A 15452-nucleotide genomic window follows, 5' to 3' on the forward strand; every position below is an offset into this window, starting at 1 on the left:
TATCCGTGATGTCTGTCCTTATGGCAGGGACATCTTTCTCCGTTATGGCCGATGATTATTATCCGGCCAGTTTATTTAACATTCCCGGCAGTAACTCACAACTGACTAATGAAGATGTCAATGTTTTCAAAGAAAATGATAATGCGCCCGGAAAATACAAAGTAACTCTTGTTATTAACAATAATAAAATTACCACAAAAGAGATTGATTTTGTTTTGAAAAAAAACAAAGCTGGTAATGAAAAGCTCATTCCCTGTTTTTCAAGAGAAGAATGGGAAAACACAGGACTCGATTTTCCGTCATCAGATAATGATGATACCGGTGGCTGTTTTAATATCAATGACATTGAATATACGCATGGCTATCTCGACCTTAACACCCGGATTTATGCACTGACAACACCACAGTCATACATTAATAAAGATAAACTGGAAGCATTAGAGCAGGAAAACTGGGATAATGGTATCCCTGCACTTTTTGTTAACTATTTATTTTCGGCAGTAAATCGTCAGCACAATGGCGAAACAAAAGACAGCTATTATGGAAATATCCAGACCAGAGTCAATCTGGGCGCATGGCGTTATCAGAATTATTCTACCTGGATGAATGATGATAATAATAAAAACAAATGGAAAAATATCAGTAATACCTTATCGAGAAACATAAATTCACTGAAAAGTGAATTTACTGTCGGTAATTTATATTCATCATCACAGTTATTTGATTCTGTTAAATTTCGTGGTATTCGTCTGACAACAGACAAAACCATGGATCCGGTCAGTAAAACAAACTATGTTCCGTCAATTTCCGGCATGGCAAATTCAGAAGCCGTTGTCACTGTTGTTCAGAATGGTGAAATTATCCTGAGACAAAGTGTTCCTGCCGGTCCGTTTAATCTCACCGAATATTACCCGATGAGTAATGGCGGAAACCTGTATGTTAATGTTAAAGAAACTGATGGTAGTGAGAAAAATTTCATCGTTCCTTTCTCTTCAATTTCCACACTGGAAAAGAAAGGAAATATGCGTTACAGCATTTCCGGCGGAACCTATGACAGCAATAACAAAGGTAACGGAAAGAAAATCAATCAGGCAGAAATATTTTATGGCCTGACCGATTTTGTCACCGTTTTCGGCGGAGCATTTGTTGCCAAAGATTATCAATCCGGCGGTATCGGTGCTGCATTTAACTTTGGTGCTTTTGGTGCAATCACAGCCGATATCCTGCATGCAAAAGCAACTCTTAATCACGATAAAGCCTCTGCCGGGAATGCGTTTCGCGTTAACTACTCGAAGAGAATAGAAGCAACAAATACCAGCGTATCCCTGGTGGGTTACCGTCACTTTGATGCTAAATTTTATCGTTTCGAGGATGCAATGTCATATGATGAAAACCGGAACGACCATAATAAACTTAAAAATGAATACACTTTATCACTGAATCAGCCTGTTTTTTCCGGCAATTCATCGCTTAATCTGTCGACTGTTATTTATGAATATACATCCGGTAAAAGACAAAAATCCTATAATGCCGGGTTCAACAGCTCATTTAACAAAATGAACTACGGTATATATTATAATTATTATCAGGGCACAAGAACTGAGAATGGTAAAAATAATACCTATAATGTCAGTATGAACCTTAATATTCCGCTCAATATTAAAGATAATACCATCTGGGCAAATTATAATATTTCTTCCGATGCCGATCATCAGACGTTACAGACTGCCGGGCTCAGCGGGAATTATGGTGAGAACCAACAAGGCAGCTGGGATATTTATCAGAGTCAGGGTAATAAAGGCACCGGGAATTCAGGCGGTCTGAGTAGTTCCTATCGCTCACAATATGCGTCTGTTAATGCCGGTTATTCATACAGTAAAAATAATAAAAATCTCAGCTATGGCATGAATGGTTCATTGCTGGCCACACAATATGGCGTAGTTACCGCTCCCGCATTGCAGAATACCAATGCACTGGTACTGACCAAAGATACTGCCGGTGTGGGTATCATTAACGGTCAGTCTGCTCAGACAAATAATTCGGGCCTTGCTGTTGTTTCCGGTATGACGCCATACCGGAAAAATAATATTGTGATTGATACTCAGACCATCCCCGGTGATACCGAGATCGAAAATAATATTATTAACGATATTGTTCCGACAAAAGGCGCGCTGATTCTGGCCGATTTCAATGTGAAGAAAGGCTACAAACTGCTGATCACACTGAAAACACCTGATAATAAAGAAATACCGTTAGGCGCAAAAGCAACGATGGGTGGTGATACTGAATACCTGGTATCTAATTTTAATACGCTCTATTTCATTGCGGATAAAGAAAAAGGTGATATCCGCGTGACCTGGAAGCAGGACGGAAATATGCAGCAATGCATTATCCAGTATGACATTACCGGCACTTTACCCACGAACGGAATATATATTACAAAGCTGAATTGTCAGCGGGAGATTTGATGAAATACTGTCACCTGATAAAAAAAACCAGACATCTGATATTATCTCTGATAATTACCGCAGGCGGATTAGGTACGGCCGGCCATGCTTATGCACTCGAGGACTGTATCAGAGGCGGAAATCAGAACCATTCCACAATGACGTCAACCATCAATCTGCGTCTTACCGGCAGTATAAAGCAGAATCAGGAAGTCGGCCGCTTCACATTTGTCCGTGAAGGCGGTATCGGCGGCGTGGCAGACTGCGGACCGGATGCCGGTATTCACGGCTATACCAGCTACAGTGAAGGCAGTGGTATTGTCGCCAAGCATTATGGTGATATTGACGGCTATCCTGCATATCATATTTATCCGGGCGGAGATCGGAATTTTGTTTATGTTCTGATCGATAACAGAACCGGTATGCATTTTCAAAACCAGCCGGGAAGTAATATTCCGGTTCCGGCAGGTCCGCTCCTGCCGCTTGACTTAACAGTTATTATTTATGCCGCAAAAGATAATCCGGATACGCTTTCTTTAACCGGCGGAGCATATATTGGTACTGTCTTAATTCAGGCATATAACCCCGGCGGCGGCACAACAGCGGTAGGATACAGTTACAGACTGAAAGGCAAGATTGAAAGCGCACCGTCATCATGTTCGCTGGAAAATTCTGACCTGGAATTTAAATTACCACGGGCACCGGTAAATGCCTTTTCGTCCAAAGGATTTCCGGACGGTAATTATAAAGCTGAAGATAATTTATTTATTTCATGTAACGGCGATCTGTCTGCTCATATGAAATTAATGGCGGCTAAAACAGAAAATTATAACGGAAAAGAGTCTGTTATCGTTCCTGATGATGAAGGTAATAATAATGCGTCCGGTGTCGGTTTTGTTGTCACATCACCGATGAATAATGATGCCGTACTGGTTAATCAGGAGTTTGTTAAAATCGCGGACTTACAGGACGGAAAAACACGTGTTCCGCTTGTTGCTGAATATTACCGCTATGGCGATTCCGTTAAACCCGGCAGGCTGGAAGCAAACACACAATTTATTCTGCAGTTTGACTGATACAGCAGCCGTCCGGATCTCCCGGACGGCTGCTGCTGTTCAGCTGATACCGGTGCATCCCCGCCATGCCATCGGTACTGTGGCAAGATTATAGAGCGGCGTACCCAGCAGGTAGTGGTCATACACCGTCAGCCCCGGCGTTTTATCTTTTTCCATCGCGTAATATTCAACGGGCAGAATAAACGAGAGTAATAACAGCGAGATACCGGCATTACGGATAGCACGGCGCGGCAACGCACGGCTCAGCAGGTGAACCACCGCGAAATACGCCACAGAAACCACGATAAAAAACAGTACGATACCACTGTTTTCAGACAGGAAATCACCGGCTGATAACGGATAGCCCTGATGGAGCAGCTCAGGAAGGTTCGTCAGATATTCAGCGCCCGCCTCGCGGCGGAAAAGCGCAGAGGCAGATAAATTCAGCCCCCACAAAATGGTCAGCAGGCCAACAACTATTTTGCCCGCGGTATAGCGGCAGAGATACACATTCGCCAGCAGCAATAATGTGCCCATCACCGTAATTTTCACATTGTACTCCGCCCCCGGTCCGCCGGATAACACCGCCGGTGCCAGAGCAATCAGCACAATCAGTAAAACAGAAGAAAACAGACGCATAAATTAACTTTTAAATAACATAAACAAGCGGGTTGCAGTAAACCATTAACAACCTGATAAAACAAGTGCCGGAGAGAAAGAAAAACGCGGCCTCCGGAACGGAGACCGCGCTGTGACGTCTGTCAGTGAGATTTGCCCTGCTCGATTCCGATGCCTATCTGAGAGCGGATAAACTGCGCCTCAAAGCGGCTGCGTTCTTCCTGACCCTGTGCAGAGTTATCCGTCACAGACACCAGCCAGGCCGCAATAAAGGCAGCAAACATTGAGAAAAGTGCCGGATATTCATACGGATAAATCGCTTTTTCGTGCCCGAGAATATTGACCCAGATAGTCGGTCCCAGGATCATCAGGATCACAGCGGTTAATAATCCCAGCCAGCCTCCGGCCAGTGCACCGCGTGTGGTCAGGCGTTTCCAGTACATCGAGAGAAGAATGATCGGGAAGTTACAGCTCGCCGCAATAGAGAAAGCCAGTCCCACCATAAAGGCGATGTTTTGTTTTTCAAACAGCACACCCAGCCCGATAGCGACAATCCCGAGAATAATCACCGTCACTTTGGAGACTTTTAATTCATCCCGCTCATTGGCTTTGCCGTCTTTGATAGCACAGGCGTACAGGTCATGGGAAACCGCAGAAGCGCCCGCCAGGGTCAGACCGGCAACCACCGCCAGAATAGTCGCGAATGCCACGGCAGAAATAAAGCCGAGGAACAGATTACCACCGACCGCATCCGCCAGATGCACCGCCGCCATGTTGGTGCCGCCGATCAGTGCCCCCGCCGCATCTTTAAATACCGGGTTCGGGCTGACCAACAAAATAGCGCCGAAGCCGATAATAAAGGTCAGGATATAGAAGTAACCAATGAATCCGGTGGCATAGAACACACTCTTACGCGCTTCTTTGGCATCACTGACCGTGAAGAAACGCATGATAATATGCGGTAGCCCGGCGGTACCGAACATCAGCGCCAGCCCCAGCGATAATGCGGAGATCGGATCTGATACCAGGCCGCCCGGGCTCATAATCGCCAATCCGTTTTTATGTACCGCAACCGCGTCTTTAAACAGGGTGTTAAAGTTGAAATCTACAGCTTTCATCACCATCAGTGCCATAAAGCTGGCACCGGCGAGTAACAGAACCGCTTTGATAATCTGCACCCAGGTCGTTGCCAGCATGCCGCCGAACAGGACATAAAACACCATCAGGATGCCGACCAGCACAACCGCCACGATATAGTTGAGCCCGAATAACAGCTCAATCAGCTTACCGGCCCCGACCATCTGCGCTATCAGATACAGCGCCACCACCACCAGCGAACCGCTGGCAGACAGCACACGAATCGGCCTGGCTTTCAGACGGTAAGAAACCACATCCGCAAAGGTGTAGCGCCCGAGGTTACGCAGACGTTCCGCAATCAGGAACAGGATCACCGGCCAGCCGATCAGGAAGCCGATGGAGTAGATCAGGCCGTCATAACCGGAGGTGTAAACCAGTGCGGAGATCCCGAGGAAGGAGGCGGCAGACATAAAGTCACCGGCGATCGCCAGCCCGTTCTGAAACCCGGTAATTTTTCCCCCGGCGGTGTAATACTCTGCGCGGGAACGTGTCCGTTTTGCCGCCCAGTAAGTGATGTACAGTGTCAGGCCGACAAAAACCAGGAACATAATAATGGCCTGATAGTTTACCGGCTGGCGCTCCACCGGCCCGCTGATGGCATCCGCATGACTGACCAGCGGAAACAGCAGGGATAACAGAAGAGCAGAAAGGCGCGTTTTCATTGTTTCACCCCGCTGATGATTTCGGCGGTCAGACGGTCAAATTCCCCGTTTGCACGGATGGTATAAATACCGGTCAGGACAAACGCACTGACAATCAGCCCGACGCCGACAGGGATCCCGCGGGTAATCGTCAGACCTTCGCCGAGTGGCGTGCCCAGCCATTGCGGATCAAATGCAATCAGAATAATAAAGCTGACATACAGCACAAGTGTGATAGCGGACAATGTCCATGAGAACCGACTGCGCTTTCTGACCAGTTCCTGAAAGCGAGGGTCATTCTCCACCTGCTGATAAATGGATGCGCTCATTGAGGATACTCCTCTGTTTTTGTTATCCGGAGTGTCAGTGCCGCGTAACACGGCACTGACTGAGGTTAGCGTGCTAGTTCATTTTGATGGCCTGCTTTTCTTCGAGCAGTTTTTCGACCACACCCGGGTCGGCCAGTGTTGATACATCACCCAGATTACCGGTATCACCGGCGGCGATTTTACGGAGGATACGGCGCATAATTTTACCGGATCGCGTTTTCGGCAGAGAGTCGGTCCAGTGCAGAATATCCGGGGTGGCAATCGGGCCGATTTCTTTACGGACCCAGTTCCTCACTTCCGCATACAGCTCTGGTGTCGGCTCCTCGCCGTGATTGAGTGTGACATAGGCATAAATAGCCTGCCCTTTGATACTGTGCGGGATCCCGACCACGGCCGCTTCGGCAATTTTCGGGTGTGAAACCAGTGCGGATTCCACTTCGGCGGTACCGAGGCGGTGCCCGGAGATATTCAGCACATCATCCACCCGCCCGGTGATCCAGTAATAGCCGTCTTCATCACGGCGGGTACCGTCCCCGGCAAAATACATACCTTTAAAGGCGGAAAAATAGGTCTGTTCAAAACGTTCATGATCACCGAACAGAGTACGGGCCTGGCCCGGCCAGGAGTCGAGGATCACCAGATTCCCCTCGGTTTCGCCGTCCAGAATTTCACCCTGGTTATCCACCAGCGCAGGCTGAACACCAAAGAACGGGACGGTCGCGGAGCCCGGTTTCAGTTCAATCGCCCCCGGCATCGCACCTATCATGCAGGCACCGGTTTCGGTCTGCCACCAGGTATCGACAATCGGGCAGCGGCTGTCACCGATAGTTTTGTAATACCACTCCCAGGCTTCCGGGTTAATCGGCTCGCCGACTGATCCCATAATGCGCAGTGATTTGCGGGAGGTGCCTTCAATCGCACTGAGACCTTCCGCCATCAGGGCGCGGATAGCTGTCGGCGCGGTATACAGGATATTGACCTGATGTTTATCGACAATCTGACACATCCGGTTGACCTTCGGATGGTTCGGCACGCCTTCAAACATCAGCGTGATAGCCCCGTTGGAGAGCGGGCCATAAACCAGGTAGGTGTGTCCGGTTACCCAGCCGACATCCGCTGTACACCAGAACACTTCATCACCATGATAATCAAAGATATATTTAAATGTCAGTGTGGCATAAACCAGGTAACCGCCGGTGGTGTGCAGCACGCCTTTCGGCTTGCCGGTGGAACCGGAGGTATAGAGGATAAACAGCGGATCTTCCGCATTCATCTCCTGCGGCGGACAGTCCGCACTGACACCACTGACAGCATCGTGCCACCAGATATCACGCCCTTCCTGCCACTCCACCGGATTACCGGTGCGGCGGAAAACAATCACACTGCTGACTGTGGTCACACCCGGGTTTTTCAGGCCGTCATCCACATTTTTCTTCAGCGGAATAGTACGCCCGGCGCGCAGACCTTCATCTGCCGTGATCACCATTTTTGCCCCGGAATCAATGACACGGCCGGACACCGCCTCCGGTGAGAACCCGGCAAAAATCACCGAGTGCACCGCACCGATACGGGCACAGGCCAGCATGGCGACCATTGCTTCCGGTACCATCGGCATATAAATCGCAACCACATCACCTTTGCGGATCCCCTGCTGTTTCAGGACATTGGCAAACTGGCAGACATCATGATGCAGTTCACGGTAAGTGAGTGTGCGGGACTCATCCGGGCTGTCACCTTCCCAGATCACCGCCGGTTTATCACCACGCTCCGCCAGATGCCGGTCAAGACAGTTGGCACTGAGATTCAGTGTGCCGTCCTCAAACCACTTAATACTGACATGGCCCGGATCAAAAGAGGTGTTTTTCACCCGCGTATAGGGCTTTATCCAGTCTACAATCTGACCTTTCTCACGCCAGTAGCTGTCGGGATCCTCAACAGACCGCTGATACTCGTCCAGATACTGCTGATGATTGATTAGCGCGTTTTCTGCAATTGCTTCGGGTACAGGATATTTCGTTATTTTTGTCATGATGCATCTCCTTTCAATTGTTAATGCTATGTCAAAATCACGTTAAATAAAGTTACCTTTCCGCCTTTGTTTCTTTTTTGCGCTAAAGATCACGGATTGAAAAAGGGGGTATTCACAGCGTTATCATTTGATGCGAAAACCACCGGCGATATAAAAAATCACCTGTTACATAAAAAACAGCACATGACATCAGATGAGAAGCGCCAACTAAAATATTTAACTAAAATAAGACAGTAAACTAACAAATAAAAAGAATCCGCACAGATCGCACAGATCTGATAATCGTTTTCATTATCATCTGTTTCATTATAATGTCTGCCTGTTCACACACGGTGTGAGCGGTTCGGTCAATTACTGGAGTTATAATTATGAGCTATGTATTACCTGCATTACCGTACGCTTATGATGCGTTAGAACCGCATTTCGATAAAATGACAATGGAAATTCACCATACCAAACATCATCAGACGTATGTGAATAACACCAACACCGCGCTGGAAGCCTTCCCTGAGATGGCAAATCTGGATATCGACGATCTGATCGCACAGCTCGATAAATTCCCGGCGGACAAACGTACCTTTATCCGCAACAACGCCGGTGGTCATTCCAACCACAGCATGTTCTGGAAAGGCCTGAAAACCGGCACCACATTACAGGGCGACCTGAAAGCAGCGATTGAGCGCGATTTCGGCAGCGTTGAGGCGTTTCAGGCTGAGTTTGAAAAAGCCGCCGCAACCCGTTTCGGTTCCGGCTGGGCTTGGCTGGTGCTGAAAGACGGCAAACTGGCTGTGGTTTCAACCGCCAACCAGGACAGCCCGCTGATGGGTGAAGCGATTTCCGGTACTTCCGGTTATCCGATCATCGGTCTGGATGTGTGGGAACACGCCTATTATCTGAAGTTCCAGAACCGCCGTCCGGATTACATCAAAGCATTCTGGTCTGTGGTGAACTGGGATGAGGCAGCAGCGCGTTTCGCTTCTGCAAAATAAGTCCTGAAATATGTGCGGACGCTGTCCGCACATATTCTTCTTTCCCGCTTTCGATTATGATATCCGTCTCACTCAATACGGAGGCGGCATGGCATACACACCTTTAGTTTTCACCGGTCCCGTCAGGGATACAGCCCGCTGCGGGCGCAGCGCAATTGAAAAGCGTCAGACCGAAGGCGTGATTGCCCTCAGTGCCACCGGACTCGCCGGTGACGAGCAGGCGGAAAAAGCCTTTCACGGCGGCCCTGACCGTGCGTTGTGTCACTATCCCCGCGAACACTACGACTACTGGAAAATGATGTATCCGGAGATTGAGGATCGCTTTGTCGCGCCGTTCTTCGGGGAAAATATATCCACCCTCGGTATGACAGAAGAAACCGTATTCATCGGGGATATTTATCAGTGGGGCAGCGCCGTGATTCAGGTCACCCAGCCGCGCTCACCGTGCTACAAACTGAATCCGCTGACAGATGTGTCTGATTTTGCACAGGTGATGCAGGATTGCGGCCGTACCGGCTGGCTGTACCGTGTCGTCGGGAAAGGGGATGTCAGCAGTGATCAGCCGCTGAAACTGCTGACCCGCACCAGCGCGGTGTCTGTCAGGGAAGCCGCTGCCATCGCTTTTCATCTGCCGTTTGATGAAACAGAATACCGTTATCTGTTACAGGCATCCGGACTTTCCGCCAGCTGGACACTGACCATGCAGCGCCGTCTGATGACCGGTAAAATCGAGGATTTTAACCGCCGGTTATTCGGCTCCGCCGCAGCCGTGTAAGAATATGTAATCCCGGGTTCTCCCTGCTTTAAACCCGTTCCGGAATGTGTGATTATCATACTCGTTTCACGATGACCGCTGCTGACCCCGCAGCACACACAGACGACCTTTTAAACAGGAGACACGGATGAAATACCTGATAATGCTGCTGAGCCTGGCAGCGCTTTCACTGCCCGCCGCCGCGGCAGATCAGAACAGTGCGGATGAGCTGGAAATCTTTACGGATAATGCAGAAAACTGCATCCATTTTGCCGGTGAATGGGATGTGTCCCTGCCGGCAGATCAGAAAAAAGATATCAAAAAAGCACTGGATGAAACCTGTCCTCCGGCCAAAGAGCAGCAAAAAGTCTTGCGTGAAAAGTACCGCAATGACCCGGAGATGCTCGCAAAAATTAATGAATTTGACCTCGGCCAGTAACATCCGCCGTAAAAAAAGCCCTTCCGGTCTGCACCGGAAGGGCTTTTTGATCTGATAGTGTGATATCTCAGGCGAAAATGGTTTTCTCTGCCGGGATCACCAGCAGTGCATCCTGCCAGCCTCTGAGAGTCAGAGCCGTCAGAGCAGATAATCCTTCATAGAACGGGCTGCCGCATTTTTCCTGCATCCGCGCCAGATAAAAGCGTGCCCACAGCAGAAGGTGTTCCGCCAGCAGTGAATTCAGGGCATCCGGACGATTTTCCGCCGTCCAGGCCGCCATCATCAGTAACAGGCCGATGTGATCTTCCGGCTCATTCTGCGACAGCACAATATCCACCTGATGTGCACGCATCCACTCACGCAGGGCAACAGTGGAATCCCCGAACAGCACCTGTTCTTTATCCAGCCAGACAGAGCCCCACGGCGATGCGGGCAGTGCCTGCGGGCCGATAAACAGCCGCTGATAGGCCTGCGCTAAAGTTTCCTCACCGGTGACAGTCAGACCCAGTTTCTGTGCGGCGGCCTGCTTTTGCGCATCATTACCGTACGGCCATTCCGCCACCCACTCCCCGGAAGAGAGCAGTTCCGTTATCTGTACGATTTCTGACGGCGGGTAGTAAAATGCCGCCCCGAGAATACGGGCCGTTAAGGCAACATCACTGACAGCTTGCTCACTCATAACTCAGGACTCTCACAATAAAATATCCGCGTATCCTGCCACGATTTCCGTCCGGAAAACAGTAACAGGATACGCGCTGATTGTATCAGGACAGATAGGCCATACCGGCTGTCATGTGCAGTCCGTAGAAAATACCGCGGCCGATAATTTCCCCGGATAACACCAGAACAAAACCAATCAGCATCATAATCACCGGCGGATTTGTCCGTTTCACCAGCGGCAGGATCCAGCAGGTCAGACCCAGCGCCAGCAGAACCAGACGCCAGCCCATATACAGGCCGAATTCCGGTACCAGCGCGGAAGCGCTCTGTACGGAACTGCGGATAAAGGCCAGATCAAACGCCTGTGACGTCACTGCGACCGCACTCGCCACCAACGCAACGATACCCACCAGCGGCAGCCAGCTGATGCAGCGCAGGTCAAACCCGGCAATCCGCAGCAGCAGAGCAGCCAGTACCGGCCCGCCCAGCAGCGCTGTCAGCACAAAGTGAACCGTGGTGTACGGGGTATACCAGGTCGGCACCGTGGCAATCTGGTAAACCTGCGGAATGGCGTAAATAAAGACCACCGCCAGAACCATTACCACCAGCAGCCAGAGCTTACCGAGCGCCGCCGGCATTTTGTTCAGTACCGCCAGCAGCCAGTAAAAACCACCGGCAGCGAAGAAGACCGAACCGGCCGCAATTTCATTACTGAGCGATGAACTGCCGAGGCGGTTAAACGCATTAAACGCACGCAGCGGCGTGCCCATGTGCATCATGGAGAGCAGGAAACCCACGCCCATCAGCACCCACAGGCCGAACATGCTGTAATGCACTTTACGGTTCAGTTCCGGTGACAGTTTTCCGGACAGCAGCACTGCCGCCATCACAATAAATGCCCCTGCCACACTCTGCCCGATGGTGGTAAAAAACATCAGCGGCCATTCATGAATTCCCGATCCCATGTTATACCTCCTCCGGGTTCGCCAGATGGCCTGTGGTATCCCCGACAGGACGGCTGTTGGCATTCAGTTTTAAAACGATATTCGGATGTGTGTATTCCGCAGACGGCAGCGGCGCGATTTCCGCCAGTGTGCCGTATTTAGCCCGCAGCTCTTCAATCGGTCCCATATCCAGTGCCCGCAGCGGACAGGATTCAACACAAATCGGCTTTTTGCCTTCCGCGACGCGCTCATAGCAGCCGTCACATTTGGTCATATGGCCTTTGACCTCATCAAACTGCGGTGCGCCGTACGGGCACGCCATATGACAGTAACGGCAGCCGATACATACTTCCTCATTCACCACCACAAAGCCGTCTTCCCGCTTGTGCATTGCACCGCTCGGGCAGACTTTGGCACAGGCCGGATCATCACAGTGGTTACAGGAGATGGAGAGATAGTAAGCAAACACATTCTGCTGATACACACCATCCTGCTCTGTCCAGTCGCCGCCCGCATATTCATAGATACGGCGGAAATTCACTTCCGGAGATAAGTTTTTAAAGTCTTTACAGGCCAGCTCGCAGGTTTTGCAGCCGGTGCAGCGACTTGAATCAATGTAGAAACCATATTGCGTTGACATAAATCGCTTCCTCAGGCCTTAACGACTTCAACCAGGTTGGAATGGGACGGATTCCCTTTCGCCAGCGGCGACGGGCGCTGAGTGGTTAACACGTTAATGCTGCCCGCGTGATCGATGCGATCGCCGTCCGGGCTGTACCATGCACCTTCACCCAGACCGACAACGCCCGGCAGAATACGCGGTGTGACTTTCACATTGACGCGCACTTCCCCGCGATCGTTGAAGACCTTCACATTATCGCCGTGCGCAATCCCGCGTTTCGCGGCATCAACAGGGTTAATCCACAGTTCCTGCGGACAGGCGGCTTTCAGCACATCAACGTTGCCGTAAGTGGAGTGCGTCCGGGATTTGTAGTGGAAACCGGTCATCTGTAACGGGTATTTTTCCTGAAGCGGATCACCGGCATGCTCAAAGCCTGCGGAATAAACCGGCAGCGGATGGATTTCATCCCCTTCGTTCAGTTCCCAGGTATCACGGAGTTCCGCCAGCTGTGCGGAATAGATCTCGATTTTACCTGACGGCGTGGTCAGCGGGTTTGCCTGCGGGTCGTTGCGGAAATCACGGTACGCCACATGGTGTCCCTGCGGGTCACGTTTTTTGAAAATACCCTGTTTGCGGAACTCATCAAACTCCGGCAGTTCCGGCAGCGCGGCGCGGGACTGCTCATACAGGTGACGCAGCCACTCTTCCTGGGTACGGCCTTCGGTAAACTGATCACCGACCCCCATCCGTTTGGCGATTTCGCTGGTCATATCATAGATATTGCGGCTTTCAAAGCGCGGGGCGATTGCCTGATCGGCAAAAATCACATACCCCATGTTGCCTGCAGAGGCATCCATGCAGAAATCCATCTGTTCGGAAGCGGTGCAGTCCGGCAGCAGGATATCCGCATATTTGGCGGACGAGGTCAGATGGTTATCGATCACCACAATCATCTCGCACTTGCTCTCATCCTGAAGGATGTCATGGGTGCGGTTGATTTCGGAGTGCTGGTTCACCAGACAGTTACCGGCATAGTTCCAGACCATTTTGATCGGCACATCCAGTTTGTCTTTACCGCGCACACCATCCCGGGTGGCGGTCATCTCTTCGCCGCGCAGAATCGCATCTGTCCACATAAACATGGAGATACTGGTTTTCACCGGGTTAGTCAGGGTCGGCATACGGACAAACGGGATTGCGTAAGAGCCTTCACGCGCACCGGTGTTACCGCCGTTAATCCCCACGTTACCGGTCAGAATAGAGAGCATGGCAATGGCACGGGATGCGGTTTCGCCGTTTGAGCGGCGCTGCGGCCCCCAGCCCTGGGTGATGTACGCCGGTTTGGCAGTACCGATTTCCCGCGCCAGTTTCACAATCCGCGCTGCCGGAATACCGGTGATTTTGGCTGCCCACTCCGGGGTTTTCGCCACGCCGTCCGGCCCTTCACCTAAAATATACGCTTTATAGTGGCCGTTGGCCGGTGCACCGGCAGGCATGGTGGTTTCGTCATAACCGACACAATATTTGTCAAGGAACGGCTTATCCACCAGGTCTTCTTTGATCATCACATACGCCAGCGCGCTGACCAGTGCGGCATCCGTACCCGGACGGATCGGGATCCATTCATCCTCGCGCCCTGCACCGGTATCGGTATAACGCGGATCGATGATAATCATGCGGGCATTTGATTTTTCGCGTGCCTGCTCAACATAATAGGTCACACCGCCGCCGCTCATGCGGGTTTCGCCCGGGTTGTTGCCGAACAGAACCACCAGCTTGCTGTTTTCAATATCTGACGGGCTGTTACCGTCCGCCCAGCCGCCGTAAGTGTAATTCAGACCGGCTGCAATCTGCGCGGTACTGTAGTCACCGTAGTGATTCAGATAACCGCCGCAGCAGTTCATCAGACGGGCAATCAGTGTTGCTCCCGGCGGCCAGGATTTGGTCATGGTGCCGCCGAGAGTGCCGGTGCCGTAGTTAAGATAGATAGATTCGTTGCCGTAATCGCGGATCAGGCGTTTCATGGTACCGGCGATAGTATCAAACGCCTCTTCCCAGGTGATACGCTCGAATTTGTTCTCACCGCGTTTACCCACACGTTTCATCGGGTATTTCAGGCGATCCGGGTTGTACACCCGGCGGCGCATGGAACGGCCGCGCAGGCAGGCGCGTACCTGATGCAGATCTTCGTAGACATCATCACCGGTATTGTCGGTTTCAACATATCTGATTTCGCCGTCAACCACATGCATCCGTAACGGACAGCGGCTGCCGCAGTTAACCGTACAGGCACTCCAGACCACTTTCTCATCAGAAGCCGCCGCAGGTGCCGGGGTAGTTTCAGCGGCAGACGCCGCATGGCTGAACGGGAGGGATAACCCGCCCGCTGCAACTGCCAGACCGCCGGCCGCACCGGAGGCTTTGACAAACCCGCGCCGCGTCAGCGGCGCAGTGAACAACGCCGTTTCTTTCATCTTTGTCATATACATTGCTCGCTTAATTGATTTTGTAATCGTTATTATTATTGTTGTTGCCGGATAACGGCTTATTGTCAGATTGCGACTGGTAACCATTCGCAATAAATCATTTGTAATACAATAACCTGCAGTTATTAACCTATAGTTATTTTACGGTTTTACGATTCAGCCGGGTTGTTTTGCATCAAAAAATGAGTGCGTGAAAAGCAGATTATTGATCCCGTCAGTAGCAGACGGCATCCGCTCATGGGAAAATAGTGACCAGCTCAATATTATGATCAGGAAAAGGAGTTAACGTTATCAGACGCAGC

13 protein-coding genes are annotated in these 15452 nt (G+C 50.7%); 5 read left to right on the forward strand and 8 right to left on the reverse strand.

Going from position 1 to position 15452, the window contains the following annotated elements:
* Positions 1 to 44 precede the first annotated feature (44 nt).
* Entirely contained in the window at positions 45 to 2468 is a 2424-nt protein-coding gene (locus X965_RS12660) for a fimbria/pilus outer membrane usher protein (protein WP_253280776.1), read from the forward strand.
* Positions 2469 to 2605: 137 nt separating this feature from the next.
* The gene (locus X965_RS12665; protein WP_228342870.1) at positions 2606 to 3523 is read left to right on the forward strand and encodes a fimbrial protein; all 918 of its coding nucleotides are present in this window, start codon (positions 2606 to 2608) and stop codon (positions 3521 to 3523) included.
* Positions 3524 to 3562: 39 nt separating this feature from the next.
* Here the strand turns inward: X965_RS12665 and X965_RS12670 are convergent, their stop codons facing one another.
* The 4 genes from X965_RS12670 to acs all read right to left on the reverse strand — a co-directional run bounded on the left by X965_RS12670 (position 3563) and on the right by acs (position 8256).
* Entirely contained in the window at positions 3563 to 4141 is a 579-nt protein-coding gene (locus X965_RS12670) for a hypothetical protein (protein ID WP_004237917.1), read from the reverse strand.
* A 122-nt stretch (positions 4142 to 4263) separates the two neighbouring features.
* Positions 4264 to 5919, reverse strand: a complete 1656-nt coding sequence (locus X965_RS12675; protein ID WP_004237916.1) for a cation acetate symporter — start codon at positions 5917 to 5919, stop codon at positions 4264 to 4266.
* A complete protein-coding gene (locus X965_RS12680) occupies positions 5916 to 6227 on the reverse strand; it encodes a DUF485 domain-containing protein (protein ID WP_004237915.1) in 312 nt (103 codons plus the stop codon). Before X965_RS12680 ends, X965_RS12675 begins: the two co-directional genes overlap by 4 nt.
* A 73-nt stretch (positions 6228 to 6300) precedes the next feature.
* Positions 6301 to 8256 carry an acetate--CoA ligase gene (gene acs / locus X965_RS12685; RefSeq protein WP_024474702.1) on the reverse strand — a complete coding sequence of 652 codons (1956 nt, stop codon included), beginning with the start codon at positions 8254 to 8256 and terminating at the stop codon, positions 6301 to 6303.
* Positions 8257 to 8624: 368 nt separating this feature from the next.
* Between acs and sodA the strand changes: the two genes are divergently transcribed.
* The 3 genes from sodA (at position 8625) to X965_RS12700 (ending at position 10438) form a co-directional block, all read left to right on the forward strand.
* Positions 8625 to 9245, forward strand: coding sequence for a superoxide dismutase [Mn] (gene sodA, locus X965_RS12690; protein WP_004237912.1), 621 nt, complete (start codon positions 8625 to 8627; stop codon positions 9243 to 9245).
* 88 nt (positions 9246 to 9333) lie between these two features.
* A complete protein-coding gene (yiiM, locus tag X965_RS12695; protein ID WP_015422349.1) occupies positions 9334 to 10020 on the forward strand; it encodes a 6-hydroxyaminopurine reductase in 687 nt (228 codons plus the stop codon).
* Between the two features lie 127 nt (positions 10021 to 10147).
* A complete protein-coding gene (locus X965_RS12700) occupies positions 10148 to 10438 on the forward strand; it encodes a hypothetical protein (RefSeq protein WP_004237910.1) in 291 nt (96 codons plus the stop codon).
* Between the two features lie 67 nt (positions 10439 to 10505).
* Here X965_RS12700 and dmsD read toward each other — a convergent pair whose 3' ends face one another.
* The 4 genes from dmsD to dmsA form a co-directional block, all read right to left on the reverse strand.
* Positions 10506 to 11117: a Tat proofreading chaperone DmsD gene (gene dmsD / locus X965_RS12705; RefSeq protein WP_036418275.1), complete on the reverse strand. Its 612-nt coding sequence runs from the start codon at positions 11115 to 11117 to the stop codon at positions 10506 to 10508.
* An 85-nt stretch (positions 11118 to 11202) separates the two neighbouring features.
* A complete protein-coding gene (locus tag X965_RS12710; RefSeq protein ID WP_004237908.1) occupies positions 11203 to 12063 on the reverse strand; it encodes a DmsC/YnfH family molybdoenzyme membrane anchor subunit in 861 nt (286 codons plus the stop codon).
* A gap of 1 nt (position 12064) precedes the next feature.
* Complete coding sequence (locus X965_RS12715) at positions 12065 to 12682, reverse strand: DMSO/selenate family reductase complex B subunit (protein WP_004237907.1); 618 nt, start codon at positions 12680 to 12682, stop codon at positions 12065 to 12067.
* An 11-nt stretch (positions 12683 to 12693) separates the two neighbouring features.
* The gene (dmsA, locus tag X965_RS12720) at positions 12694 to 15147 is read right to left on the reverse strand and encodes a dimethylsulfoxide reductase subunit A (protein WP_036418277.1); all 2454 of its coding nucleotides are present in this window, start codon (positions 15145 to 15147) and stop codon (positions 12694 to 12696) included.
* Positions 15148 to 15452: the final 305 nt, after the last annotated feature.

The sequence above is a fragment of the Morganella sp. EGD-HP17 genome, from assembly GCF_000512315.2.
Taxonomy (GTDB): Bacteria; Pseudomonadota; Gammaproteobacteria; order Enterobacterales; family Enterobacteriaceae; genus Morganella; species Morganella morganii.

Excerpts from the sequence above, each read along its gene's own strand:
- X965_RS12660 (WP_253280776.1), top strand. The coding sequence starts at position 45 with ATGGCCGATGATTATTATCCGGCCAGTTTATTTAACATTCCCGGCAGT.
- X965_RS12665 (WP_228342870.1), top strand. The coding sequence starts at position 2,606 with ATGACGTCAACCATCAATCTGCGTCTTACCGGCAGTATAAAGCAGAAT.
- X965_RS12670 (WP_004237917.1), bottom strand. The coding sequence starts at position 4,141 with ATGCGTCTGTTTTCTTCTGTTTTACTGATTGTGCTGATTGCTCTGGCA.
- X965_RS12675 (WP_004237916.1), bottom strand. The coding sequence starts at position 5,919 with ATGAAAACGCGCCTTTCTGCTCTTCTGTTATCCCTGCTGTTTCCGCTG.
- X965_RS12680 (WP_004237915.1), bottom strand. The coding sequence starts at position 6,227 with ATGAGCGCATCCATTTATCAGCAGGTGGAGAATGACCCTCGCTTTCAG.
- acs (WP_024474702.1), bottom strand. The coding sequence starts at position 8,256 with ATGACAAAAATAACGAAATATCCTGTACCCGAAGCAATTGCAGAAAAC.
- sodA (WP_004237912.1), top strand. The coding sequence starts at position 8,625 with ATGAGCTATGTATTACCTGCATTACCGTACGCTTATGATGCGTTAGAA.
- yiiM (WP_015422349.1), top strand. The coding sequence starts at position 9,334 with ATGGCATACACACCTTTAGTTTTCACCGGTCCCGTCAGGGATACAGCC.
- X965_RS12700 (WP_004237910.1), top strand. The coding sequence starts at position 10,148 with ATGAAATACCTGATAATGCTGCTGAGCCTGGCAGCGCTTTCACTGCCC.
- dmsD (WP_036418275.1), bottom strand. The coding sequence starts at position 11,117 with ATGAGTGAGCAAGCTGTCAGTGATGTTGCCTTAACGGCCCGTATTCTC.
- X965_RS12710 (WP_004237908.1), bottom strand. The coding sequence starts at position 12,063 with ATGGGATCGGGAATTCATGAATGGCCGCTGATGTTTTTTACCACCATC.
- X965_RS12715 (WP_004237907.1), bottom strand. The coding sequence starts at position 12,682 with ATGTCAACGCAATATGGTTTCTACATTGATTCAAGTCGCTGCACCGGC.
- dmsA (WP_036418277.1), bottom strand. The coding sequence starts at position 15,147 with ATGACAAAGATGAAAGAAACGGCGTTGTTCACTGCGCCGCTGACGCGG.